Origin of the sequence: Streptomyces sp. NBC_00442, assembly GCF_036014195.1 — a bacterium.
In the GTDB taxonomy this organism is placed as follows: domain Bacteria; phylum Actinomycetota; class Actinomycetes; order Streptomycetales; family Streptomycetaceae; genus Streptomyces.
Genome location: NZ_CP107918.1, coordinates 2759110 through 2783508, shown reverse-complemented (window position 1 = coordinate 2783508; position 24399 = coordinate 2759110). Strand labels below are relative to the sequence as shown.

Below are 24399 nucleotides of genomic sequence, written 5' to 3'. Positions count from 1 at the left end.
TCTGCGATTTAGGGACCTACGTCCCTCGGAGATAACCTGCGAGACGGACATGCCGCGTACTCGGACACCGTGTACGCCTCCCTCAGTGACAGCGCCGTCACGTTGCCCTTCGCGGCACGCCCAGCAGACAACGCAACCGCGATACCACTGAAAAGGGACGGACGCGCGTGGACCTGTTCGAGTACCAGGCGAGGGACCTCTTCGCCAAGCACGGTGTACCGGTGCTGGCCGGTGAAGTGATCGACACGCCTGAGGCGGCGCGCGAGGCCACTGAGCGTCTCGGCGGCAAGTCGGTCGTCAAGGCGCAGGTGAAGGTCGGTGGCCGTGGCAAGGCCGGCGGCGTCAAGCTGGCGGCGACGCCGGACGAGGCCGTCGCCCGCGCCACGGACATCCTCGGCATGGACATCAAGGGCCACACGGTCCACAAGGTGATGATCGCCGAGCTGTCTCCGGAGATCGAGGCGGAGTACTACGTCTCGTACCTCCTCGACCGCACCAACCGCACCTTCCTCGCCATGGCGTCGGTGCAGGGCGGCATGGACATCGAGGAGGTCGCGGAGAAGACCCCCGAGGCCCTCGCGAAGGTCCCGGTCAACGCCGTCGACGGCGTCGACATCGAGAAGGCCCGCGAGATCGTGGCCCAGGCGAAGTTCCCGGCCGAGGTCGCCGAGGGCGTCGCCGAGGCCATGGTGACCCTGTGGAAGACCTTCGTCGCCGAGGACGCGCTCCTCGTCGAGGTCAACCCGCTGGTGAAGACCAAGGACGGCCGCATCCTCGCCCTCGACGGCAAGGTGTCGCTCGACGAGAACGCCGAGTTCCGTCAGCCCGACCACGAGGCCCTTGAGGACAAGGCCGCGGCCAACCCCCTCGAGGCGGCCGCCAAGGCCAAGAACCTCAACTACGTGAAGCTCGACGGCGAGGTCGGCATCATCGGCAACGGCGCGGGTCTCGTCATGAGCACCCTGGACGTCGTCGCGTACGCCGGTGAGAACCACGGCGGCGTGAAGCCGGCCAACTTCCTCGACATCGGCGGCGGCGCGTCCGCCCAGGTGATGGCGAACGGCCTGGAGATCATCCTCGGCGACGCGGACGTCAAGTCCGTGTTCGTCAACGTCTTCGGCGGCATCACCGCCTGCGACGAGGTCGCCAACGGCATCATCCAGGCTCTGGCGCTGCTCGCCGACAAGGGCGAAGAGGTCACCAAGCCGCTGGTCGTCCGTCTCGACGGCAACAACGCGGAGCTGGGTCGCAAGATCCTCAGCGACGCCAACCACCCGCTGGTGCAGCGCGTGGACACCATGGACGGCGCGGCCGACAAGGCCGCCGAGCTCGCGGCTGCGAAGTAAGGGAAGAGGTTAAGACACCACCATGGCTATCTTCCTCACCAAGGACAGCAAGGTCATCGTCCAGGGCATGACCGGCGCCACGGGCATGAAGCACACCAAGCTCATGCTGGCCGACGGCACCAACATCGTCGGCGGCGTGAACCCGCGCAAGGCCGGCACGACCGTCGACTTCGACGGCACTGAGGTCCCGGTCTTCGGTTCCGTCGCCGAGGCGATGGAGAAGACGGGCGCCGACGTCTCCGTCCTCTTCGTGCCGCCGGCCCACGCCAAGGCCGCCGTCGTCGAGGCGATCGACGCCGAGATCGGTCTCGCCGTCGTCATCACCGAGGGCATCGCGGTCCACGACTCCGCCGCCTTCTGGGCGTACGCGAACTCCAAGGGCAACAAGACCCGCATCATCGGCCCGAACTGCCCCGGTCTCATCACGCCGGGCCAGTCCAACGCCGGCATCATCCCGGGCGACATCACCAAGCCGGGCCGTATCGGCTTGGTGTCGAAGTCCGGCACGCTGACCTACCAGATGATGTACGAGCTGCGCGACATCGGCTTCTCGTCCGCCGTCGGCATCGGTGGCGACCCCGTCATCGGCACCACGCACATCGACGCGCTCGCCGCGTTCGAGGCCGACCCCGAGACCGACCTGATCGTGATGATCGGCGAGATCGGCGGCGACGCCGAGGAGCGTGCGGCCGACTACATCAAGGCCAACGTCACCAAGCCGGTCGTCGGCTACGTCGCGGGCTTCACCGCGCCCGAGGGCAAGACCATGGGCCACGCCGGCGCCATCGTCTCCGGCTCCTCCGGCACCGCGCAGGCGAAGAAGGAGGCCCTGGAGGCCGCCGGCGTCAAGGTCGGCAAGACGCCGACCGAGACCGCCAAGCTCGCGCGCGCCATCCTCGGCAGCTGAGCACCCGCCTCGCGGAGCCGGCCTCCGCGAGCACGCATGAAGGGCCCGCACCCCACTGGGGGTGCGGGCCCTCGTGCGTGCCGGGCCGCGGACCGGCGTGGCTCGGCGTGGCGCGGTCAGCGGATGTCGAGGACCAGGCGGTGCGGGCCGCGGGCCGGGTTCGTGCGGAGTTTGTCGCGCAGTTCGATGTCCTCGCCGGTCAGGCGCTGAGGGCCGCTGTTGACGGGCACACCGCCGACCCGCGCGCCGACCGGCACCGGGCGCACGTGGTGGTGGGGGACGGTCACGACGGTGAAGGCCGTCGCGCCCACGATCAGCGTGGTGAAGGCGATCGCGGCCCGGGTCCAGAACCGGCGGCGCCGCTCGCCACCGACCCGTACGACCCGAGCCGCCGGCAGCGCGGTCAGCGAGGCGGGCCCGGCCTGCGCGAGGTCGGTGATGCGATCGCGCAGCACCGACGACAGGGCCTGCGGGGTCTTGGCGTGGCCCGCCGCGGGCACCCGCTCGGCGATGGCGGCGCGCGCCTGGATCACCCGGCTCGCGGCGGCCGGGGTGCTGGCCTCCGTCTCGGCCGCCGTCTCCGGCAGGTCGAGCCCGAGCCCGTCGTAGAGCAGCACCGTGCGGCGGTAGGCGGGCGGCAGGGCGAGCAGCGCGTCGAGCAGCTGCCGGCGTTCAGGCTCCACGGGCGGCTGGTCGGGGTGCTTGTGAGTGCGCCGGAAGCGGTGCCAGGGCGCCATCGCGTACTCGTACGCCGCCGTCCGCACCCAGCCCGCCGGGTCACGGTCGGTGGCGACCTGGGGCCAGTTCTCCCATGCCAGGTGGAAGGCGCGCGCCACCGACTCCCGTGCGAGCCGGGTGCGCCCGGTCAGCAGGTACGTCTGCTGGGCGAGCGCGGGGGCGGTGGCCGCGTACAGCGCGTCGAACGCCTCGGCGGGGGTGAGCCCCGCGGAGGCGGCGGACGAGGGCTCGGTGTGCGCGGCGGGCGCGGTGTGCGCGTCCACGGCGGAGGCGTCCGGGACGGAGGCGTCGGGGGCCGGCGCGGTGCGCCTCTTGGGGGTGGTGCCGCCGTGGGGTTCGCCGGGCGTGGCCGGGCAGGACTCGTCGCCGGCCTCCGGCGGACGCTCGGGAAGGGTACGGAGGTGACCCGTGGCCGCGGCTCCCGCACCCGTCAGGGCGGTGGACTTCGGCGCCTCCTTGGCGGGTTCGGGCACGGTGACGGAGGCGCCTGGTGCGGCGGGAGCCGGCGCCGGGTGCGGCGCCGCTGAGGGCCTCGCGGTCCTTCCCCCGGGCCGCGAGGACTTGGGGGCGGCCCCGTCGGCGGCGGGCTTGGGCCGGGTGTTCACCGCGTGCGGTCTGGCCGGCGGCTTGGCCGGGTTCGCCGACTGCGCGCGGGCGGCGGCGGGCCGGTCGGCCGCGTGCTCGCCGCCGCGCTGGTCGTCGCCGGGCTTGTTGTCGGGGTCGGGGTCGGTGGCGTGGTCGTCGGCGGCGCGGGTGTCGGCGGCGCGGGCGTTCGGGGCGTCGTCATCGCCGGCGTGGGCGTTCGGGGCGCTGTCATGGGTGGCGCCGGGTTTGCCGCTGACGTGGGCGGCCTCGTCCTCGACGGTCACCTCGGGCGTTCCGGCCCCGCCGGCCGACTGGGCCGACGGCGCGACCGGCGACGGCTCGGCCGGGGCCGCGGGCGGCACCCCGGGCGCCCCCGCCGAGTCCGCGGCCGGCTGCGCGGCCGACTGCGGTGACGTTTCTGCCTCGTAGGCGGCCAGCAGCCTCGCGTAACTGGCGCGCCTGCGCCCGCGCGGCGTGGTGCGGCCGGTTTCCCAGGAACGGACGGTCGCTCGCGTGACGCCGAGGGCCGTCGCGACCTGCGCTTCGCTCAGCGCCTTCGCCTCGCGCAGCCGGCGCCGCTCCTTGGGGGTGGGCAGGGGGGACATGGCATCGCTTTCATCGGTACCGGCCGTGCTCTGTGTCATCAAGGGCTCCCAGGACTCCCCGCGAAGGCCGTGTCGGCGCGTGCATCCGGGGCGAGGCGGCTCGATATGACCCGGATGAAAAGTACATAACCGTATATTGGGCGACACATCGGTCATTCGCCTATTACGCGGAGAAAGCGCGTGTCGTTGGCAGCATGGGCCGCGTGACCCAAGTGACCGACCGCGGCCTGCCGTTGCTTTCCGTCCAGGCGCGCTCCTCCGTGCTCGCCACCTGCTTGCTGCGCGGCGCGATCGCGGCGGGGCTCGGGCTCGGCGCCCTGGCCGTGCTCGTGATGGTGCTGTGGATCAGCTCCCCGTACCCCGACAGCGGACCCGGCGGCGCCCTGCGCACCGCGGCCTCGCTCTGGCTGCTCGCCCATGGAACGCAGCTGGTCAGACCAGAAACGCTGACCGGAACCCCGGCCCCGGTCGGCATCGTTCCGCTCCTCCTGGTGGCCCTGCCGGTCTGGCTCGCGCACCGCGCCGCCCGCGACGCGCTGATGCCCGACGAGGACGACGCGTACGAAGCGGAGGACGCGGCCCCGCTGCCCTCGGGGTGGCTCGTGCTCGCGGCCGTCAGCTGCGGCTACCTCGTGGTCGCGGGCGCCACCGTGCTGTACGCCTCCGCGGGCCCGCTCCCCGCGGACCCGCTCAGCGCCGCCCTGCACCTGCCGCTCGCCGTGGTGCTCGCGACCGCCGCCGGGGTGTGGACCGCGCACGGCCGCCCGCTCGGGCCGCTGCCCGCCCGCGTCCCGGCCCGTGTGCGCACCGCCCTTCTGGACGTCCGTACGAGCGCCGCGGCACGCGCCGCGGGTGCCGCCGCCGCGACGCTGGTCGGCGGCGGGGCGCTCCTGGCCGCCGCCGGGCTCGCGTGGCACATCGGGGTGGCGGAGGACGCGTTCCTCCGGCTCGCGGAGGACTGGTCGGGGCGGATCGCGGTCCTGTTGCTCGCCCTCGCGCTGGTGCCGAACGCCGCGGTGTGGGGCGCCGCGTACGGGCTGGGCCCCGGCTTCGCCGTCGGCGCGGGAGCGGTGGCGAACCCGCTCGGCGTGGCGGGCGCCCCCGCCCTGCCGCACTTCCCGCTGCTCGCGGCGGTGCCCGTCGGCGGACACGGCTCCTGGTGGAACTGGGCGGCCGCCGCGGTGCCGGTCGCGGCCGGAGCGGTCCTGGGCCGGTTCACCGCCCGCGCGGCCGCGACCGAGGGGTGGGGGCGCCGGGAGACCGCGCGGAACACGCTGCTCGGCGCGGCCCTGTGCGGCTGCGCCCTCGCCGCCCTCGCGGCCCTGGCGAGCGGACCGCTGGGCAGCGGGGCCCTCGCCTCGCTGGGCCCGGTGTGGTGGCGTACCGCAGGCGCGGCGCTGCTGTGGACGGCGATCGTGGGCGCGCCGTGCGCGGTGCTCCTGCGGGGCGTGCGCCTGCGGGCGGCGGCCCCCGAGCGGGCCGGCACCTCCCCGGAATCCGGGAGTGGATCCGCGCGGGCCACCGTACGGGCCCGCATCGCCGGAGTGTTCTCGTGGCGGCCGGCCCGACGCGGGAAGACACCGGACACGACACCGGTGTCCACGGCCACGGTCGCGGCCACGGCCGGCGGATATGACGGCGGTAACAGCGGACGTGACGGTTACGGCGGCTACGACGGGTTCGCGGGGTCCGACGGTGGCGACGACGAGGCGTACGACTTCCTGCCGGTCGGCGGGGCCGGGCTGTGGCACGAGGACGGCGCGCGCGAGGCCCGCTGGGCCGCGCTCAAGGAGGCGTCGGGCGGCCTGATGGCGGACATCCCCGCTACGACGGACCTTCCCGCACCCCCGCATCCCTTGCGGGCCGAGGGCGCGCCCCCGCCCGGCGCCGAGGGGAACCTGCCGCAGGCCCCGGCCCCCGAACCCCGGCCGGACCGCGACCCCGTACCGGAGCCGCGACCGGAATCCGCACCGGAGCCGCGACCGGAATCCCGGTCGGAATCCGCACCGGAATCCGCATCGAAACCAGCACCCGAACCCGCCCCCGAATCACGGCCGCCGCACAACCCGCCCCCACAGGGTGCCGCGCCCGGTCCCGGTCCCCTACCCGGGGCCGAGGACCGGCCCGGGGAGCAGCAGCCCCCGGCGGGCTGACCGGCCTACCCGGAGCGACCAGGAGGGCCGCGGCCGCCCGGGATCCGGTCCGAAGCGGCTCGCCCGCAATCGGCGCGGGATCTACTCCTTCACACCGAACAGCGGGACCAGCTTCTTCGGCAGCAGGTCGTTGCAGGAGAGCTGGCCCGTCTTGGTCAGGGCGTCGTCCACACAGCTGTAGTAGTCGCGGTACACGATCTGCATCGTGAAACTCGACGCCACCACCGTCAGCGCGAGCACCGCCGTCACGAGGCCGGTCACCGCCGCCGTCACCTGCGGCTTGCCCGGCGCGACCCGGGGCGCGGGCGGGCCCGCGGGCCGCGGCGCGGACTGCGGCACGGGCGGCGCCGCCGGGACGCCGGGCGGGGTGGCCGCGGTCCCCGTGGCGGATGCGGCCGACGACTCCTGCGGCGGCTTCGGCTTGGCCCGCAGGGAGCTGATCGCCCAGTACAGGCCGAGCGCGCCGAGCAGCAGCGCGATCTCCGGCATGTCGAACAGGGCGAAGAAGAACGCCCACATTCCGGAGAGCAGGGCGTAACGGGCGCGGCGCTGTGCCGGGTCGGTGGGGTCCCAGCGCAGGCCGGGCGCGGGCGGCGGGGTCTGGCCCGAGCCGCCCTCGGGCCGCTCCGGCCGCTGCCCGAACCCGCCCTGCGCGCGCCCCGGCTGCCGGTCGCTCCACTGGCTGCCCCAAGGCGAACCCTGGCCGGGACCGTGGCCCTGACCGGAACCGTGACCGGGGCCGCCCTGGCCGTCACCCTGACCGCCCTGCCCCCCTTGGCCTCCCCGCACCGGGTGACGCGGCCGCCAGGGCTGGTCGGGCCTGCCCTCGGGCGGCGGGGCGAAGGGGTTGTCGTCGGCGGGGCCCGCTCCGGTGCCGTTCCCCGTGCCCTGCGGTCCCGAGTCCTCCGGGTCCGTCGAATGAGAGGAGCCGGGGGAGGAGGACTGGCGGGCTGCGAACAGCTGGTGGCGTCGGTCCGGCATCTGGTGAACGTCTTCCCCTCGGACCCGCGACCGGCCGGTCGGGCCAGGGGGTCGCATCTCGCATGTAAGTGAAACAAGTACGTCAAGTAGTCGAACACGTGGAACACGTAGGTGAGGCCGGTGTTGTTCCCGGTCTCGCCCACACGGGGGCGGGTCTCGTCTCGCGGCGTCCTCGCAGACGCTACCTGGCGGTCCGGCCCCCGTCCCGTGGGGGCCGTCCGGTGTGCCGGTATCGTTGCTGACGGTCGGCGCTTTCGTAGAGTTCCCCGTATCGAGGGGCGCGATTCGTTCGTACGACCATACAAAGACGTACGACCGCGAGAAAGAGCCCCGCTGTGGCCTCCCCGCCCCCCTCCGCGTCCGCCTCTCCCGACGAAATCCCACCCGTGAGCACCCGCCCGGCCCGGCTCGTGGTGCTGGTGTCGGGTTCCGGTACGAATCTGCAGGCCCTGCTCGACGCCATCGCGGCCGATCCGGCCGGATACGGTGCCGAGATCGTGGCCGTCGGCGCCGACCGGGACGCCATCGTCGGCCTGGAGCGCGCCGAGCGGGCCGGGATCCCCACCTTCGTGTGCCGGGTCAAGGACCACGGTTCGCGCGAGGAGTGGGACGCGGCGCTCGCCGCCGCCACCGGGGCGCACGCGCCGGACCTGGTGATCTCGGCCGGGTTCATGAAGATCGTGGGCAAGGAGTTCCTCGCCCGGTTCGGCGGCCGGGTGGTCAACACCCATCCCGCGCTGCTGCCCAGTTTTCCCGGAGCCCACGGCGTACGCGACGCGCTCGCGTACGGCGCCAGGGTCACCGGGTGCACCGTCCACTTCGTCGACGACGGCGTCGACACCGGCCCGATCATCGCCCAGGGCGTGGTCGAGATCCGGGACGAGGACGATGAAGCCGCTCTGCACGAGCGGATCAAGGAAGTCGAGCGCACGCTGCTCGTCGATGTCGTGGGGCGCCTGGCCCGTAACGGCTACCGCATTGAGGGACGAAAGGTTCAGATCGGTGAACTCGGTTAACACGGACACCGTCAAGCCCATCCGGCGGGCGCTGGTCAGCGTCTACGACAAGACGGGTCTGGAGGAGCTGGCGCAAGGGCTCCACGCGGCCGGCGTCGAGCTGGTGTCCACCGGGTCGACCGCCGCGAAGATCGCCGCCGCAGGGGTCCCCGTCACCAAGGTCGAGGAGCTCACCGGGTTCCCCGAGTGCCTCGACGGGCGGGTCAAGACACTGCACCCCAAGGTCCACGCGGGCATCCTCGCCGACCTGCGCCTCGACGCCCACCGGGCCCAGCTCGACGAGCTCGGCGTGGACCCCTTCGAGCTGGTCGTGGTGAACCTGTACCCGTTCAAGGAGACCGTCGCCTCCGGCGCGAGCCCCGACGAGTGCGTGGAGCAGATCGACATCGGCGGCCCCTCCATGGTCCGCGCCGCCGCCAAGAACCACCCCTCGGTCGCGGTCGTCACCAGCCCAAAGCGGTACGCGGCCGTCCTGGACGCCGTCAAGAACGGCGGCTTCGACCTGACCGCCCGCAAGCGCCTGGCCGCAGAAGCGTTCCAGCACACCGCCGCGTACGACGTGGCCGTGGCGTCCTGGATGACCAACGTATACGCGCCCGAGGAGGGCGACGCCCAGCTGCCCGAGTTCCTCGGCGCCACCTGGGAGCGCAAGTCGACGCTGCGCTACGGCGAGAACCCGCACCAGGCCGCCGCCCTCTACACCGACGGGCAGCCGGGCGGGCTCGCCAACGCCGAGCAGCTGCACGGCAAGGAGATGTCCTTCAACAACTACGTGGACACCGAGGCCGCGCGCCGCGCCGCCTACGACCACGACGAGCCCTGCGTCGCGATCATCAAGCACGCCAACCCGTGCGGCATCGCGGTCGACGCGGACCTCGCGGCCGCGCACCGCAAGGCGCACGAGTGCGACCCGCTGTCCGCGTTCGGCGGCGTCATCGCGGTCAACCGGCCGGTGACCGTGGCGATGGCCGAGCAGGTCGCCGAGATCTTCACCGAGGTCATCGCGGCCCCGGACTACGAGGACGGCGCGGTCGAGGTGCTGGCCCGCAAGAAGAACATCCGGGTGCTCAAGGTGGACGGCACCCCGCACCAGCCGGGCGACCTCAAGGCGGTCTCGGGCGGCGCGGTGCTCCAGCACACCGATGTCTTCCAAGCCGAGGGCGACGACCCCGCGAACTGGACGCTGGCCAGCGGCGAGGCTCTGAGCCAGGGCGAGTTGAAGGAACTCGCCTTCGCGTGGATCGCCTGCAGGGCCGTCAAGTCCAACGCGATCCTGCTCGCCAAGGACGGCGCCTCCGTCGGCGTCGGCATGGGCCAGGTCAACCGGGTCGACTCCGCGAAGCTCGCGGTGGAGCGGGCGGGCGAGGAGCGCGCGCGGGGCTCGTACGCCGCGTCCGACGCGTTCTTCCCGTTCCCCGACGGCTTCGAGATCCTCGCGAACGCCGGGGTCAAGGCCGTGGTCCAGCCCGGCGGTTCGGTCCGCGACGAGCTGGTGGTCGAGGCGGCGAAGAAGGCGGGCGTGACGATGTACTTCACCGGCACGCGCCACTTCTTCCACTGAACGCTGACCCGTTGACCCGCTGATCCGCCGACCCCGGGAAACAAGAGGGCCGCACCCCGTGCGGGATGCGGCCCTCGTGGTCGGCGTTCGGAGCTCGGCGCTCCGAAGCTCACCGGCTCAGTAGCGCGGACGCTTGAACCACTGGGCGCCGCTTTCCTTGCCGACGAACACGGCCACCAGGATGGCGAGCACGGTGTGGATCAGGCCGACGATGACGAACGGGTAGATGCCGAGCACCGCGGTCACGATGGCGAAAACCATCGTGGTGACGCGCACCCCGTTGCCGCCCTTGCCGAACTTCACGGCGAGCACGATGGCGAAAACGAGCCAGGCCACCGCGAAGGCGGCTATGAGGTAGAGCACGCCCACCGGGTAGTCGGCGAGCTGCTGGAACTGGACGTCGTCCCTCGCCTGGGCCCGGTCCTTGGCGGCGCTCATGCCGACAGCGCCGATCGTCATCACGACGGCACCGATGGCCTGGAGGCCGGCGATGACCCACAGCATCACGCGGGCCGCGGAGACGGTTCCCGGCATCGTCTGCGGGCCCGTGGGGGCACCGCCGTACTGCTGCTGCGGGTATCCGTAGCCCTGCTGCGGCACCCCCTGCGGGGCCTGCTGGCCCTGCGGGTAGCCGTAGCCGGGCTGCTCGCCCGGCTGCTGGCCGTACGGGTTGGCGCCCTGCTGGGGCTGCTGCCCGTAGGGGTTGTTCGGGTCGCCGAAGCTCATGGCGGACTTTCCTCCGTTGGATTGTGCGGGGACGACGCGGCCCGAGCGGAGGATGAACTGTTCTGAGCGGATCGCCCCCCGGCACTGCCCGCGGCACTACGCGGATCATCGTTCTAAATAAGACATAAGTTTGTCCAGCTGAACGCTGGATGTGTTGTGCAAGTGCAACTTGGGCGATCAAGCGTCGTCCTGAAAGAATGGGAAACATGACCGCCCAGATTCTCGATGGCAAGGCCACCGCCGCAGCGATCAAGTCCGAACTGGCCGTCCGTGTGGCGGCCCTGAAGGAGAGGGGCATCACCCCCGGTCTGGGGACGGTGCTCGTCGGGGAGGACCCCGGCAGCCAGAAGTACGTCGCGGGCAAGCACCGCGACTGTGCCCAGGTCGGCATCGCCTCCATCCAGCGCGAACTGCCCGCGACCGCGACGCAGGACGAGATCGAGGCGGTGGTGCGGGAGCTGAACGACAACCCCGAGTGCACCGGCTACATCGTCCAGTTGCCGCTGCCCAAGGGCATCGACGAGAACCGCGTCCTTGAGCTGATGGACCCGGCGAAGGACGCCGACGGACTGCACCCGATGAGCCTGGGGCGCCTCGTCCTGAACGAGCCGGGCCCGCTGCCCTGCACCCCGTACGGCATCATCCAGCTGCTCCGCAAGCACGGTGTGCAGATCAACGGCGCCGAGGTCGTGGTCGTCGGACGCGGCGTCACCATCGGGCGCTCGATGCCGCTGCTGCTCACCCGCCGCTCCGAGAACGCGACGGTCACCCAGTGCCACACCGGCACCCGTGACCTGTCGAAGCACCTGAAGCAGGCCGACATCATCATCGCGGCGGCCGGTGTCCCGCACCTCATCAAGCCCGAGGACGTGAAGCCGGGCGCGGCCGTGCTCGACGTCGGCGTCAGCCGCGACGAGACCGGCAGGATCCTCGGAGACGTGCACCCCGGCGTCGCCGAGGTCGCCGGCTGGCTCTCGCCCAACCCGGGCGGCGTCGGCCCGATGACCCGCGCGCAACTGCTCGTCAACGTCGTCGAAGCGGCCGAGCTCGCCGCCGCGGGCTGACACGAAAGGGCCTGACCCCATGGGTGCTGGTACGAGTCACGAGCCGTCCAAGGACGCGGAGCCTTCCGCGCCCGCGGAGGGCGAGCCCGACGCACCCGCGCGTGCCGCCGGTTCACGGCGGCCTCCCTCCGTCACCCGGGACACCGCGCGCCCCGAGGGCGGCGGCCGGGCCGCGGCGGGCGACGCGCCCGCGCCCGCCCGCCAGTGGCCGCTGCTCTCCGTGCTGCTCGCGGTCGGGTTCGGGCTGCTCATGGTGGCGATCGAGCCGTTCGGCAGCGCCTTCCGGGTCGGGCTCGTCATCATCGGCGCCGCCCTCATGGCGGGCGCCGCGCTGCGCTGGACCCTGCCGTCGGTCGGGATGCTCGCCGTCAGGTCCCGCTTCACCGACATCTCCACCTACGGGGTGCTCGGCGTGGCCATCGTGCTGCTCGCCCTCATGGCCCAGCCCCGCCCCTGGCTGAACGTGCCGTTCCTGGAGGACGCGGTGCACTTCACCGTGCGCTAACCGGGCAGGTCCTCTCCTTCGGACCGTGCCGTGCCCGCCCGGAACGCGGGACGGCCCGCACTCTCCCCCGGGTGAGTGCGGGCCGTCGTTCCTGAAGGGGCTCAGCAGCCGCTGTGCTTGAGGGCGCTCCACGTCTTCGGCCCGACGATCCCGTCGACGGGCATGTGGCACATGGTCTTCACCCGGTTCTGGAACTCGCGCACGGCGTGGTCGGTGTCGGCGCCGAACCGACCGTCGACGCCGTACCGGCCGATGTTGACGTTCCAGTACTTGAGCAGGCACTGGGCCTCCTGCACCGGGAGCCCGGAGCTGCCCCGGCTGATCTGCGGCTGCTTGTCGGTGTACTTGCAGCCGTACGCGCCGACGACGCTCGCGGAGGCCGGCGCCGCAGAAGCCACCGGTGCGACGGCGAGTCCGGTGCCGAGGGCGGCGGTCGCCATGGCGAGGACGAGACGCTCGGATACGTTCATGGGTGGTGGTTTCCCTTCCCGGGACGGGCCGGGTCCCCCCGTTGGGTCCCCCGAATTGGCCCGTGGTGCCTGTGCACGCGGCCCCGGTGGTCGGCCGGTTCCGCGGTGCCGCTGGGCCAAGAAACTACGGCCGGCGCCCGGTCCGGCGCGTCCCGCGACGGGTTGAACTCCCGCCCCTACAGGGGCAGTAGGCCATGTGGAACTGCAACTCCCGTGGTACGTCGTGAAGTTGACGCCCGCCGGTCGCACCGCGGCTACGCTGCGACGATGCGGATCCGCCCCCAGTTCGCCGATGCGCTCATGGCCGTGGCGCTGACGTGTGCCTCCGTGGTGCTCGGGCAGGAGTCGGCGCGGCAGGGGTGGGACGCGCTGGACGCCCGGGGGTACGCGCTGGCCGCGCTCGCCGGGCTGCCGCTCGCGTTCCGCGTCCGCGCGCCGGTCGCGGTACTGCTCTGGGCGCACCTCGTCTTCGTCGTGTACGTGGCCTCGGGGTACTGGCCGGTGGTCACCAGCTTCGGCCCGATGCTCTCGATGTACACGGTGGCCTCGCTGCGCCCCCTGCGGACGGCGGTCGCCTGCGGGGTCCTCATGGCGGCGGCCTGGATGTACGCCGGGGTGGCGAGCCCGCACAGCGCCATGCCGTCCGTCGTCACACAGGCCCTCGTCTTCGTGGTCGTGCTGCTCCGCTTCGGGGTGCTGGCCCGGCGCTCCACGGAGCTCGCGCGCCGGCTCCGCGTCGAACAGGCCGACCGGGCCAGGCGCGAGGTCCTCGCCGAACGCGGGCGGATAGCGCGGGAGTTGCACGACGTGGTCGCCCACCACATGTCGGTGATCTCCGTGCAGGCCGGGCTCGCCGGGTTCGTCTTCGCCTCGGATCCGCCCACCGCGCGCGCCGCGCTCTCCACCATCTCCGGCACCAGCGCCGAGGCGCTGGAGGAACTGCGCCGGATGCTCCAGGTGCTGCGCGAGGCGGAGGACGAGCCGCCCGGTGCCCCGATGCCCGGCCTCGGCCGCCTGGGCGAGCTGACCGACCGCATCGGCGCGGCCGGCGTTCCCGTCGCCCTGCGCGTCGCCGGCACTCCGCGCCCGCTGCCGCCCGGGGTCGAGCTGTGCGCGTACCGCGTGGTGCAGGAGGCCCTCACCAACGTACTCAAGCATGCGGGGGACACCCGGGCAGACGTGGAACTGCGGTACGAACGGCGTCAGTTGGTGGTTTCCGTCGTCAACGGGGGCAACGGCGCAGCGCGGGAGGAGGTGATTCAGGACAGAGTGCGCACGGGCGGCGGTCACGGCTTGATTGGCATGCGGGAGCGGGCCAAGCTCTACGGCGGGTCGGTCAGCGTCGGCCCGCGGAGCGGAGGCGGGTTCGCCGTGACCCTGACCCTGCCGACCTCCGCAGCGCCGGCTCCGGGGGAAGAAGACGCATCGGGATGACCAGGGTGCTCGTCGTCGACGACCAGTTCCTCATCCGGGCCGGCCTGGTCGGGCTGCTGCGGGCCGCCCCCGGGGTGGAGGTGGTGGGGGAGGCGGCCGACGGCGTCGAAGCGGTGCGCGAGGCCGCAGCGACCCGGCCCGATGTGATCCTCATGGACGTCCGGATGCCCGGCATGACCGGCATCGAGGCCACCGCGCGCATCCTGGCCGAAGCCGCCGACCCCGCCCCGCGCATCCTGGTCCTGACCACGTTCGACCTCGACGAGTACGTCTACGACGCGCTGCGGGCCGGAGCCTGCGGGTTCCTGCTCAAGGACTCGGGGCCGGAGCGGCTGCTGGCCGCGGTCGCAGCGGTCGACGGTGGCGACGGCCTGTTCGCGCCGAGCGTCACCCGCCGTCTCGTCGAGGCCTTCGCCCGCCGGCCCGAGACCGGCCCGGTGGCCCGGCTCGACGCCCTCACCGCCCGCGAGACCGAGGTGCTGCGGCTGACCGCGTGCGGCATGTCGAACCTGGAGATGGCGGACCGGCTGTTCATCAGCGAGGCAACGGTCAAGACCCACCTCAACCGCGCCATGAGCAAACTGGACCTGGCCAGCAGGGCCCAGGCGGTGGTCATGGCGTACGAGACCGGCCTGGTCACCCCGGGCGGTCCCCGGCCCTGACCACCGCAGGCCACCCCGCCGGCCGGGGCCCGCCCGGGGTCGCGCGCCGGTGCGCACCACCCCCGGAACTGCCATCCTGGACCGGCGCGTGCCGAGCACGCCGGGGGACGCGACGACTCTGGGGGAAGCGATGCCTCGCTGGAAGGCGCTGCCGGATGAACTCGACCCGCAGGTAAGGGAGTTCGCGAGTCAGCTGCGCCGGCTCGTGGACCGCAGCGGGCTCAGTGTCGCGGCGGTCGCCGACCGCACCGGGTACGACAGGACGTCGTGGGAGCGGTATCTCGGCGGCCGGCTGCTCGCCCCCAGGGCGGCCGTCGTCGCGCTCGCCGAAGTGACCGGCGCGAACCCCGTCCATCTGACCACGATGTGGGAGCTGGCCGAGCGGGCCTGGAGCCGCTCCGAGCAGCGCCGCGAGCGCACCGTGGAGGCGATGCGGGCCGACCGGGCGCGGGCCGCGCCGGAGGAGGCCGGTCTCGAAGGCCCGCCGCCGGGTACGGCCCGCGCGCAGGCGCCGGGCGCGGGGCTCGCCGACCGTCCACCGGACCCGGGGAGGGCGGGGCGGGTCCGCGGAGCGCCCGCGGCGGGCGGGCCGCCCGGAGGGCCGGGGCGCGGGCGCCGGATCGTGATGTTCGTGGGCGGGGTCGTCGGCGCGCTCCTCGTCATCGCCTCTGCCGTCCTGCTGACCGGTCTGGGCAAGAGCGAGAACTCGGGCAGGAGCGCCGATCCGGGCGCGAGCGGCACGGCGCCCGTGCCGGCCGGGCCGCCGTCGCCGAGCCGTCCGTCCCCTGCGGTCCCGCTGCCCGCGGGCGTGAAGTGCGTCGCCGCCTCGTGCGCCGGCCGGGACCCCGAACTGATGCACTGCACCGACCGGTTGGTCCGCACCGTGGGCAGCGCCAAGGCCGGCGCCGCGGTCGTCGAGGTGCGCTACAGCGTGACGTGCAAGGCCGCCTGGGCGCGGCTCCTGCAGGCCGCCCCCGGCGACCGGGTGCGGATCGGCGCGGGCGCCGCGGCGCAGGAGGCGGTGGTGGCGGCCGCCCGCCGCGAGGTCTACACGAAGATGCTCGCCGTCGACGGGCCCGCGGCCGCGAAGGCCTGCGCCACGCTGAAGGACGGCAGGGGCGGCTGTGCGGCGGGCACGGCCGCAACCGGCCGATGATCGATCAGCGTGAGCCGTCCCACAGGGCGGCGGGGGTGTAGAACCCCCCGGGTCGGATAGCCTGACCGCTGGACATCTCTTCACGTCAAGATTCAGACGGTCGCACGTCAGGTTCCCGGCGTTTACGGGGTGCCCGGAGCCGAGGGGCAACCCCCCACCACCCGCTGTTTCCAACGGAGATCGCCATGACCCGCACTCCCGTGAATGTCACCGTCACCGGCGCGGCCGGCCAGATCGGCTACGCGCTGCTCTTCCGCATCGCCTCCGGTCACCTGCTGGGCCCGGACGTGCCGGTCAACCTGCGCCTCCTGGAGATCACCCCGGCCCTGAAGGCCGCCGAGGGCACCGCCATGGAGCTCGACGACTGCGCCTTCCCGCTCCTTCGGGGCATCGAGATCACCGACGACGCCAACGTCGCCTTCGACGGCGCCAACGTGGCCCTGCTCGTCGGCGCCCGCCCGCGTACCAAGGGCATGGAGCGCGGCGACCTGCTCTCCGCCAACGGCGGCATCTTCAAGCCGCAGGGCAAGGCCATCAACGACAACGCCGCGGACGACATCAAGGTCCTCGTCGTCGGCAACCCGGCCAACACCAACGCGCTCATCGCGCAGGCCTCGGCCCCGGACGTTCCGGCCGAGCGCTTCACCGCGATGACCCGCCTCGACCACAACCGGGCGATCTCGCAGCTGGCGAAGAAGACCGGCACCACGGTCTCCGACATCAAGCGCCTGACCATCTGGGGCAACCACTCGGCGACCCAGTACCCCGACATCTTCCACGCGGAGATCGCCGGCAAGAACGCCGCCGAGGTCGTGGGCGACGAGCAGTGGCTGGCCGACGAGTTCATCCCGACCGTCGCCAAGCGCGGCGCGGCGATCATCGAGGCCCGTGGCGCGTCCTCCGCCGCCTCGGCCGCCAACGCCGCCATCGACCACGTGCACACCTGGGTCAACGGCACCGCCGAGGGCGACTGGACCTCGATGGGCATCCCGTCGGACGGCTCCTACGGCGTCCCCGAGGGCATCATCTCCTCCTTCCCGGTCACCGTGAAGGACGGCGCGTACTCGATCGTCCAGGGCCTGGACATCAACGAGTTCTCCCGCAAGCGCATCGACGCCTCCGTCAAGGAGCTCACCGAGGAGCGCGACGCGGTCCGCGAGCTCGGCCTCATCTGAGCCCGTCCGGACGCCTGTTGAAGCACCCGTGACGAAGCCCCGGCAGCCACTGCCGGGGCTTCGCCCGTTTCCGCTTACGCCGCTTGCTCCCGACCGGTCCCGACCGGCCCCGCCTAGTCCCGCACCGCGTCCCGCGTCAGCTGCACCGCGGAGAGCAGGCTGAGCTCCGGCTGGGCCTTGCGCAGCGCCTTGACGGCGTGCACCGACTCGTCGTCCGGGCCCGGGTAGCCGACCGAGGCCCGCTGCTCGCGCACCCAGCGCCCGCGCAGCTCCCGGTCCGGTACGGCCACCGCTTCCTCGGCGATCCGCAGCGCCGCCTCAAGGCCGGGCCGCTCCGCCTCCCCGGCGTCCTCCAGCGCCTGACGCAGCGCCCGCGCGATGTCGTTGGCGTCGCGCAGCACCAGGACCGCCAGCTTCTTGCGACGGCCGAACAGATCGAAATCCCCGCTCGACATGTGAACTCCCCAATCGTTGTGCACCTGCTCATCAATGTAGTACTTCTTATACATGAGCGAGCAGGTGCACAACAGGCTGGCGATGGTGCGGGCCGAACGGAAGGTGTCGCGGCAGAGCCTCGCCGAGGCGGTGGGGGTCCACTACCAGACCATCGGCTACATCGAGCGCGGGCAGTACAACCCGAGCCTCGATCTGGCGTTGAAGATCGCGGAGCACTTCGGGCTCCCGGTGGAGGCGCTGTTCTCCCTGACACCGTTCCGCCCGCTCACCGACGAGGCCTATGGGAGGAACCAGTGAGCGACGCGCGGCTGACGCGTTACGACCGGTGGATGCACCGGACCATGAACCGGCGCGAGGCGGCGCCGCTGTACGCGACCGCGGCCCGCAGGCGGGTGCTCGTCGTCGCGCACATGGCGCTGAGCGCAGCGACCGTGACGGCCTGGCTCGCCACGATCACCGGCCCGTCGACCACCGCGGCCTGGGCGATGCTCGCCCTGGTGCTGCCGTGGTGCGTCGCCACCGGCGCCATCAACGCCGCCACCCGCGGCCTGCTCGAACTGCGCCGCCGCGCCCTCGACGAGCGCCAGCGCGCCGAGCGCAGCGAGGTCCTGGCGCGGGCCCACCGGATCACCACCGTTCTGCTGCTCGCCACCGCCGTGGCCGTCGGCGCCTACGGGACCACGGGCCGGTCCCCGACGGCCGTGACGCTCCCGGTGCTTGTCGGCGCCCTGGTCACGCACTGGCTGATGCCGAGGTGGGTGGCGGCCCTGCGTGTCCAGGACGAGCCCGAGGAGGACTGAGCGCCTACAGCTCGCGCACCTGGCGGGCGATGTCGCGCAGGGCCTGGGTCGCGCGGATCTGCAGGCCCGGTCCGAACGTGATGCGTCCCGCGCCCAGTTCGCCCAGGTGCCGCGGGGTCGGGCCGTCGGGCCGGGCCGCCATGTTGACCGGCACCGGCACGGCCGCGGCGATCTCCGGGAGGTGCTCAGGGAGCGCCGCGATCGGATAGACACCGTCCGCGCCGGCCGCCACGTAGGCGCGGGCGCGTGCGATGGTCTCGTCCCGCTCGGGCCGGCCGCGCAGGTAGGTGTCGACGCGGGCGTTGACGAAGATCCGCGTCCCCGCCTCGGCCCGCACCTCGGCCAGGTAGTCGGCGTGCCGGGCCGGGTCCTTCAGGGCTCCGTCGGCGGAGTCCTCCAGGTTGCAGCCGACCGCTCCGGTCTCCAGGAGCCGGTCCACCAGCTCCTTGGGTGCCAGCCCGTACCCGCCCTCGATGTCCGCCGACACCGGGATCGACACGGACCGGACGATCCGCGTGACCGCGGCGAACATCTCCTCCGCGGGGGTCGACCCGTCCTCGTACCCAAGGGACGCCGCGACGCCCGCGCTCGGCGTGGCAAGGGCCGGGAAACCGGCCTCCTCGAAGACCCGGGCGCTGGCCGCGTCCCACGGCCCCGGCAGGATCAGCGGGTCACCGGCGGCGCGCCCCTGGTGCAGGGCGCGGAAGACGGCGGCGGGGTTCAGCTGTGCCATTGGGTCTCTCCTGGTGCGGTGCGGCGGGTCACCATCAGCCGGTTCCAGCTGTTGATGACCGTGATCGCCGCGACGAGATGGGCGAGTTGGGCCTCGGTGAAGTGCGCGGCGGCGCTCTTGTACACGTCGTCCGGTACGAAGCCCTCGGTCAGGACCGTGATCGCCTCGGTGAGGGCGAGCGCGGCGCGCTCCCGCTCGCTGAAGACGTCACCGGCCTCCTCCCACGCGCCGAGGAGGTCGAGCCGCTTCTGGGACTCGCCGCCCTCGCGCGCGGCGGCCAGATGCATGTCGAGGCAGAACGCGCAGTGGTTGAGCTGCGACGCCCGCACCATGACGAGCTCGGCGAGGGCCGGGTCGCCCAGGCCCCGCTTGGCGGCGGCGCCGAGCCCCGCGAGGCTCAGATGGACCGTCTCGGGAATCTGGAACTCCCGTGCCGCGGTGCTCACTTGTACATCCCCGCGGTGTAGTGGCCCGGGACGCCGCGGGTGGTCACGCCGAAGCGGTTCCAGGCGTTGATGACGGTGATCGTCGCGATGAGGTGCGCGAGCTCGGCCTCGTCGAACTGCTTGGCGGCCTTCTCGTACACGTCGTCCGGTACGAAGCCGTCGGTGAGGACGGTGATCGCCTCGGTCAGCTCCAGGGCCGCGAGCTCCTTCGCGGTGTAGAAGTGCGCGGACTCCTCCCAGGCGCTGAGCTGGATGATCCGCTCCACCGACTCGCCCGCGGCCAGCGCGTCCTTGGTGTGCATGTCCAGGCACAGGGCGCAGTGGTTGAGCTGCGAGGCGCGGATCTTCACCAGCTCGGCGATCGTGGGGTCCAGACCCTGCTCGGCCGCGGCGTTCAGCTTGATCATGGCCTTGTAGACCTCGGGCGCGGCCTTGGCCCACTGGAGGCGGGGGGTGTGCTCGGGCGCGTAGTTCGTGTTCTCGTTCGTCGTCATGGAACGACCGTACGTCTCGTGTGGCACACGGGTATGGTCCATTTCCATGGTGAAACCTTGGGCCACTTCCCCGGAGACGCTCGGTGTCGACCTGCACATCGACCTGGGCGGCGCCGGCCTGCGCTCCGGCCTCATGGGCGCCCTGCGCGAGGCCGTGCGCAGCGGACGGCTCACCCCCGGCACCCGTCTGCCGTCCTCGCGCACGCTCGCCGCGGACCTGGGGATCGCCCGCAACACCGTCGCCGACGCCTACGCGGGACTGGTGGCGGAGGGCTGGCTCACCGCGCGCCAGGGCTCCGGGACGCGGGTGGCCCAGCGGGCCGAGGCCCGCCGGGACCGCGCCCACGCCCACCGCCCGCCGGCCCGCGGCAAGCCCACCTACAGCCTGATGGCGGGCTCGCCCGACCTCGCCTCCTTCCCGCGCGCCGAGTGGCTCAAGGCGGCCCGCCGGGCGCTCGCGGCCGCCCCGCACGAGGCCTTCGGGTTCGGCGATCCGCGCGGCCGCGTCGAGCTGCGCACGGTCCTCGCGGACTATCTGGCCCGCTCCCGCGGGGTGTACGCCTCGCCGGAGCGCATCGTCGTCTGCTCCGGGTTCGTGCACGGTCTGGCGCTGATGAGCAGGGTGCTGCGGGCGCGCCGGGTGCGTGACGTGGCTGTCGAGTCGTACGGGCTCGACTTCCACTGGAAGCTGCTCACCGACGCGGGGCTGCGCACCCCGGCCCTGCCTATCGACGAACTCGGCACGTACACAGGGGAGTTGAGTGACCACCGGGGCGTGGGTGCGGTACTCATGACCCCCGGGCACCAGTTCCCGATCGGGCTTCCGCTGCTGCCCGACCGGCGCGCGGCCGCCATCGACTGGGCGCGGGCCACCGGCGGCCTGATCCTGGAGGACGACTACGACGGCGAGTTCCGCTACGACCGCCACCCGACGGCCCCCGCACCCCTGCAACCCCGAGGGAAGCCGGTCCGGTACTGGAAGGGGCAGGTGGGCGCCCTCCAGGGACTGGACCCCGACCGGGTCGTCTACATGGGTACCGCCAGCAAGTCCCTCGCGCCGGCGCTGCGTCTGGGCTGGATGGTGCTGCCGGAGTCCCTCGTCACGGAGGTGGCGGAGGCGAAGGGCGCCGGAGATTCGTGCGGAGCCCTCGACCAGCTGACGCTGGCGGAGTTCATCCGGTCCGGCGCGTACGACCGTCACGTCCGCGGAATGCGGCTGCGCTACCGCCGCCGCCGCGACGAACTGGTGGCGGCCCTGGCCGAACACGCGCCGCACATCGGGGTGACCGGCCTCGCCGCGGGCCTCCACGTCGTACTGAGCCTGCCGCCGGGCCTGGACGAGCGCAGCGTGGTCCGAGCGGCCAACTGGCGAGGCCTGGCCATCCAGGGACTCGGGGCGTTCCGCCATCCCGACGCGACGTCCGCGAAGTGGGGCGGCCTGGTGGTGGGCTACGGCACGCCGTCCGACTCCGCGTGGGCGGGCACGCTGGACGTTCTGCTGGACGTCCTGTCGGCGGTGGAGGAGTGAAGGGGGCCGGCCCGTCGAAGCCTTTCCCGTCGAAGCCTTTGCGGAGGCGGCGCCGGTCTGGTTGACGCGAGCGGAGCCTGGCTGCTGAAAGGGAAACCTGCCCGGCCCCGGGCCCAAGCGTCACCCGGCACCACGCCTCAGCGGCGCTGTCCCGTCCCCGGCGCCGCCTCCGCCTGGGCCGTCGGTGCCTCGCCGAAGCGGGCCAGGGCGAGGGCGCCCGCCACCGCTACCGCGAAGCCGGTGATGGTCAGCCAGCCGAGGCCCTCGCGGGTGTGGTCGCCGAGCCAGGCGACGCCGACCAGTGCGGGGCCGATGGTCTCGCCGATGACCATGCCGGCCGTCGCGGTGGTGACCGAGCCGCGCGACAGGGCCGAGGTCAGCAGCAGGAACGCCGCGCCGCCGCCGAGCAGCAGCGCGTACAGGGCGGGGTTGGTGAAGTCGAAGGGGTCGTCGATCAGGCGGACGGCGACTTCCACCACGCCGAAGCCGCAGCCCGCACCGAGCCCGAGGACCAGCGCCCGCGACCGGTCCGGCAGCCGCCCGCCGGCCATGCCCGCGGCGAGCACCGCCGCGGCCACCCCGAGCAGCCACCAGGGCAGCGAGGCCGGGCCCGGCTCGGTGCCCTCGGCGCCGGAGGACAGGCCCAGCATGGCCAGGCCCGCGCACACCACGCCGACCGCCGTCCACTCCGTACCGGAGAGCCGCACCTTCAGGACGCGGGAGGCGACCACCGCCGTCACCGCGAGCGAGGCGGCGAGCGCCGCGCCGACCGCGTAGATCGGCACCGAGCGCAGGGCCACGATCTGGAAGACGAAGCCGAGCCCGTCGAGCGCGAGGCCCACGACATAGCGCCACTGGCGTACGGCCCGCAGGAGCAGCGCCGCGTCGACACCGGAACCGGCGCCGGCCCCCGTGCCGGGCTCGGCGGCACGCGTCGCGGCGGCCTGGAGGACGGTGGCCGTGCCGAAGCAGACGGCGGAGGCGAGCGCGCAGATCATTCCGAGGAACACACAGGGACTGTAGTCGCAGGCCGCGAGGGCGGGGGAAAGCCCGGGAGTGGCTCGCCGCAGGGCGGGAACTAGGGTGTGGCCGAAACGCGTCCCACAGCGAAGTCGGTACACGCACGAAGTCGGTACGCGCACGAAGTCGGTCCGCGTACGAAGCCAGTACGCGAAGCCAGCAGGTGAATGGGGGAGGTCGCACGATGCGCAGGTTCAGGTCCACGACCGTGGTGCTCGGCGGGATGGGAATGCTCGCGGCCACGCTCACCGCGTGCAGCGACGAGCCGGACAAGCGGTGCGTCAACCCGGTCACGTACAAGGAACTGCCGAAGTACGAGTGCAAGAGCGGCGGCAGCGGCACGTACTACTACGGCGGGACCAGCCGGGGCGGCAAGGTCTCCGGCGGCTCCTTCGACAAGTCCGGCGTCTCGCGCGGCGGTATCGGCCACGGCAGCGGCAGCAGCGGCGGCTGAGGGACCACGGGCACAGGAACGACGTAGGGCGAAGACATGGAACGCCATCACATACAGCCGCGCCCCGACTGGCAGCGGACCGTCGAGGAACAGGGTGTGATCTACCCGCTCACCCGCTATCCCGACGGCTCGCTGCGGCCCTACTGGGACGAGAGCGCCTACTACTCCTTCACGCTGCCCGAGGTCGAGGCGCTCGAGGAGACCGTCGAGGAACTGCACGGCATGTGCCTGGCGGCGGCCGCCCACATCGTCGAGAAGGGCCGCTTCGCCGACCTCGGCATCCTGGACGGCCGGCTCGCCGACCTGGTCGCCGAGTCCTGGCGCCGACGTTCCGAACTCCCCTCCCTGTACGGCCGGTTCGACCTGCGGTACGACGGTGACGGCCCCGCCAAGATGCTGGAGTACAACGCCGACACCCCGACCTCGCTCGTCGAGGCGGCGAGCGCCCAGTGGTTCTGGATGGAGGACCGCTTCCCCGGCGCCGACCAGTGGAACTCGCTGCACGAACGCCTCGTCGAGGCCTGGCGGCGCCAGGCGCGCCTGCTGCCGCCCGGCCCCGTGCACTTCGCCCACTCCGACGGCGACGAGCTCGGTGAGGACCTCATGACCGTCGCCTATCTGCGCGAGACGGCCGAGCAGGCGGGGCTGGACACGGAGGCGCTCTCCGTCGAGACCATCGGCTGGGACAGCATCACCGGCCGCTTCGTGGACGACCGCCTCCGGTTCATCCGGGCCTGCTTCAAGCTGTACCCGTGGGAGTGGCTGGCCTCCGACCCCTTCGGGCCGCAGGTCCTCGACACCCTCGACAACGGGGGCGGCACGGGCGCGACCTGCTGGATCGAGCCTGCCTGGAAGATGCTGCTCTCCAACAAGGCGCTGCTCGCGGTGCTGTGGGAGCTCTACCCCGGCCACCCCAACCTGCTCCCCGCCTACCTGGACGGCCCCCGCGACCTCGCCTCCGGGCGGGGGTACGTGGCGAAGCCCCTGCTCGGCCGGGAGGGCGCGGGTGTCACCCTGCACCCGCCGGGGTCCGGTCCTGCGCCCCGGCCCGAAGAGGCTTGCTGCTACCAGGAGTTGGCGCCGCTGCCCGACTTCGACGGCAACCGGGTGGTGCTGGGGGCGTGGGTCGTGGAGGACGAGGCGGCCGGGCTCGGGATCCGGGAGTCGGCGGGGCTGGTGACGGACGAGTACGCGAGGTTCGTCCCCCATGTGATCCGCTGAACGCGGGGGCCGGGCGCCCCCGGTGGCGGCCGCTGCCCCGCCGACGACGTGATGTGTGCGCACGGTGAACGGGGCGGCGCGGCCCATGGCGCGCCGCTACCATGTTCACCCTGGCGGCGCCTCGAACACCCCTTCCGTTGAGCCCAGTTGAGGTCAGGCGTCC

At 72.9% G+C, this 24399-nt stretch carries 25 protein-coding genes; 16 read left to right on the top strand and 9 right to left on the bottom strand.

Annotation, left to right across the window (positions count from 1 at the left end; all coding sequences use genetic code 11):
• Positions 1-167: 167 nt before the first annotated feature.
• Both sucC and sucD read left to right on the top strand, forming a co-directional pair.
• Positions 168-1346 (top strand): ADP-forming succinate--CoA ligase subunit beta, encoded by a 1179-nt coding sequence (gene sucC, locus OG432_RS12465; RefSeq protein ID WP_328310788.1) that lies wholly within the window; start codon positions 168-170, stop codon positions 1344-1346.
• 22 nt (positions 1347-1368) lie between these two features.
• The gene (gene sucD, locus OG432_RS12460; protein WP_328310786.1) at positions 1369-2253 is read left to right on the top strand and encodes a succinate--CoA ligase subunit alpha; all 885 of its coding nucleotides are present in this window, start codon (positions 1369-1371) and stop codon (positions 2251-2253) included.
• A gap of 116 nt (positions 2254-2369) precedes the next feature.
• Here the strand turns inward: sucD and OG432_RS12455 are convergent, their stop codons facing one another.
• Positions 2370-4220 carry a sigma factor-like helix-turn-helix DNA-binding protein gene (locus tag OG432_RS12455; protein WP_328310784.1) on the bottom strand — a complete coding sequence of 617 codons (1851 nt, stop codon included), beginning with the start codon at positions 4218-4220 and terminating at the stop codon, positions 2370-2372.
• Between the two features lie 155 nt (positions 4221-4375).
• Between OG432_RS12455 and OG432_RS12450 the strand changes: the two genes are divergently transcribed.
• Positions 4376-6334: a cell division protein PerM gene (locus tag OG432_RS12450; RefSeq protein ID WP_328310782.1), complete on the top strand. Its 1959-nt coding sequence runs from the start codon at positions 4376-4378 to the stop codon at positions 6332-6334.
• A gap of 81 nt (positions 6335-6415) precedes the next feature.
• Here OG432_RS12450 and OG432_RS12445 read toward each other — a convergent pair whose 3' ends face one another.
• Positions 6416-7315, bottom strand: coding sequence for a hypothetical protein (locus tag OG432_RS12445; protein WP_328310780.1), 900 nt, complete (start codon positions 7313-7315; stop codon positions 6416-6418).
• A gap of 377 nt (positions 7316-7692) precedes the next feature.
• Here OG432_RS12445 and purN point away from each other — a divergent pair, with 377 nt between their 5' ends.
• Entirely contained in the window at positions 7693-8331 is a 639-nt protein-coding gene (gene purN, locus OG432_RS12440; RefSeq protein WP_443058567.1) for a phosphoribosylglycinamide formyltransferase, read from the top strand.
• Positions 8258-9892 carry a bifunctional phosphoribosylaminoimidazolecarboxamide formyltransferase/IMP cyclohydrolase gene (purH, locus tag OG432_RS12435; protein ID WP_328310776.1) on the top strand — a complete coding sequence of 545 codons (1635 nt, stop codon included), beginning with the start codon at positions 8258-8260 and terminating at the stop codon, positions 9890-9892. The genes purN and purH overlap by 74 nt, the downstream gene beginning before the upstream one ends.
• A gap of 117 nt (positions 9893-10009) precedes the next feature.
• On the opposite strand, the gene OG432_RS12430 is transcribed toward purH, so the two are convergent.
• Positions 10010-10618, bottom strand: coding sequence for a hypothetical protein (locus OG432_RS12430; RefSeq protein ID WP_328310775.1), 609 nt, complete (start codon positions 10616-10618; stop codon positions 10010-10012).
• 206 nt (positions 10619-10824) lie between these two features.
• Between OG432_RS12430 and OG432_RS12425 the strand changes: the two genes are divergently transcribed.
• Both OG432_RS12425 and OG432_RS12420 read left to right on the top strand, forming a co-directional pair.
• Entirely contained in the window at positions 10825-11682 is an 858-nt protein-coding gene (locus tag OG432_RS12425) for a bifunctional methylenetetrahydrofolate dehydrogenase/methenyltetrahydrofolate cyclohydrolase (RefSeq protein ID WP_328310774.1), read from the top strand.
• Between the two features lie 19 nt (positions 11683-11701).
• Positions 11702-12187: a DUF3017 domain-containing protein gene (locus OG432_RS12420; RefSeq protein WP_443058377.1), complete on the top strand. Its 486-nt coding sequence runs from the start codon at positions 11702-11704 to the stop codon at positions 12185-12187.
• Between the two features lie 101 nt (positions 12188-12288).
• Here the strand turns inward: OG432_RS12420 and OG432_RS12415 are convergent, their stop codons facing one another.
• On the bottom strand, positions 12289-12657 hold the full coding sequence (locus OG432_RS12415) for a peptidoglycan-binding domain-containing protein (protein WP_328310772.1): 369 nt from the start codon (positions 12655-12657) through the stop codon (positions 12289-12291).
• A gap of 267 nt (positions 12658-12924) precedes the next feature.
• Between OG432_RS12415 and OG432_RS12410 the strand changes: the two genes are divergently transcribed.
• The 4 genes from OG432_RS12410 to OG432_RS12395 all read left to right on the top strand — a co-directional run bounded on the left by OG432_RS12410 (position 12925) and on the right by OG432_RS12395 (position 17084).
• Positions 12925-14091 carry a sensor histidine kinase gene (locus OG432_RS12410; protein ID WP_328310770.1) on the top strand — a complete coding sequence of 389 codons (1167 nt, stop codon included), beginning with the start codon at positions 12925-12927 and terminating at the stop codon, positions 14089-14091.
• Complete coding sequence (locus OG432_RS12405; protein ID WP_328310768.1) at positions 14088-14753, top strand: response regulator transcription factor; 666 nt, start codon at positions 14088-14090, stop codon at positions 14751-14753. Before OG432_RS12410 ends, OG432_RS12405 begins: the two co-directional genes overlap by 4 nt.
• A 130-nt stretch (positions 14754-14883) precedes the next feature.
• Entirely contained in the window at positions 14884-15909 is a 1026-nt protein-coding gene (locus OG432_RS12400) for a helix-turn-helix domain-containing protein (RefSeq protein ID WP_328310766.1), read from the top strand.
• Between the two features lie 185 nt (positions 15910-16094).
• A complete protein-coding gene (locus OG432_RS12395; protein WP_328310764.1) occupies positions 16095-17084 on the top strand; it encodes a malate dehydrogenase in 990 nt (329 codons plus the stop codon).
• A gap of 113 nt (positions 17085-17197) precedes the next feature.
• Here OG432_RS12395 and OG432_RS12390 read toward each other — a convergent pair whose 3' ends face one another.
• Positions 17198-17539 (bottom strand): hypothetical protein, encoded by a 342-nt coding sequence (locus tag OG432_RS12390; protein WP_328310762.1) that lies wholly within the window; start codon positions 17537-17539, stop codon positions 17198-17200.
• 52 nt (positions 17540-17591) lie between these two features.
• Between OG432_RS12390 and OG432_RS12385 the strand changes: the two genes are divergently transcribed.
• Together OG432_RS12385 and OG432_RS12380 are read left to right on the top strand one after the other, a co-directional pair.
• Complete coding sequence (locus OG432_RS12385) at positions 17592-17837, top strand: helix-turn-helix transcriptional regulator (protein ID WP_328310759.1); 246 nt, start codon at positions 17592-17594, stop codon at positions 17835-17837.
• Positions 17834-18340 (top strand): hypothetical protein, encoded by a 507-nt coding sequence (locus OG432_RS12380; protein ID WP_328310757.1) that lies wholly within the window; start codon positions 17834-17836, stop codon positions 18338-18340. Before OG432_RS12385 ends, OG432_RS12380 begins: the two co-directional genes overlap by 4 nt.
• A 4-nt stretch (positions 18341-18344) precedes the next feature.
• On the opposite strand, the gene OG432_RS12375 is transcribed toward OG432_RS12380, so the two are convergent.
• The 3 genes from OG432_RS12375 to OG432_RS12365 are packed head-to-tail and all read right to left on the bottom strand — an operon-like array spanning position 18345 to position 20013.
• Complete coding sequence (locus tag OG432_RS12375; RefSeq protein WP_328310754.1) at positions 18345-19073, bottom strand: isocitrate lyase/PEP mutase family protein; 729 nt, start codon at positions 19071-19073, stop codon at positions 18345-18347.
• Positions 19061-19492 carry a carboxymuconolactone decarboxylase family protein gene (locus OG432_RS12370; RefSeq protein ID WP_443058566.1) on the bottom strand — a complete coding sequence of 144 codons (432 nt, stop codon included), beginning with the start codon at positions 19490-19492 and terminating at the stop codon, positions 19061-19063. The genes OG432_RS12375 and OG432_RS12370 overlap by 13 nt, the downstream gene beginning before the upstream one ends.
• A 23-nt stretch (positions 19493-19515) precedes the next feature.
• Positions 19516-20013, bottom strand: a complete 498-nt coding sequence (locus OG432_RS12365; RefSeq protein ID WP_328310750.1) for a carboxymuconolactone decarboxylase family protein — start codon at positions 20011-20013, stop codon at positions 19516-19518.
• Between the two features lie 46 nt (positions 20014-20059).
• Between OG432_RS12365 and OG432_RS12360 the strand changes: the two genes are divergently transcribed.
• Positions 20060-21541 (top strand): aminotransferase-like domain-containing protein, encoded by a 1482-nt coding sequence (locus OG432_RS12360; RefSeq protein WP_328310749.1) that lies wholly within the window; start codon positions 20060-20062, stop codon positions 21539-21541.
• Positions 21542-21678: 137 nt separating this feature from the next.
• Here OG432_RS12360 and OG432_RS12355 read toward each other — a convergent pair whose 3' ends face one another.
• A complete protein-coding gene (locus tag OG432_RS12355; protein WP_328315082.1) occupies positions 21679-22539 on the bottom strand; it encodes a hypothetical protein in 861 nt (286 codons plus the stop codon).
• Between the two features lie 206 nt (positions 22540-22745).
• On the opposite strand from OG432_RS12355, the gene OG432_RS12350 reads away from it, so the two are divergent.
• Both OG432_RS12350 and OG432_RS12345 read left to right on the top strand, forming a co-directional pair.
• A complete protein-coding gene (locus OG432_RS12350) occupies positions 22746-23015 on the top strand; it encodes a hypothetical protein (RefSeq protein ID WP_328310747.1) in 270 nt (89 codons plus the stop codon).
• Positions 23016-23051: 36 nt separating this feature from the next.
• Positions 23052-24236 (top strand): glutathionylspermidine synthase family protein, encoded by a 1185-nt coding sequence (locus OG432_RS12345; protein WP_328310745.1) that lies wholly within the window; start codon positions 23052-23054, stop codon positions 24234-24236.
• The last annotated feature ends 163 nt before the right edge of the window (positions 24237-24399 follow it).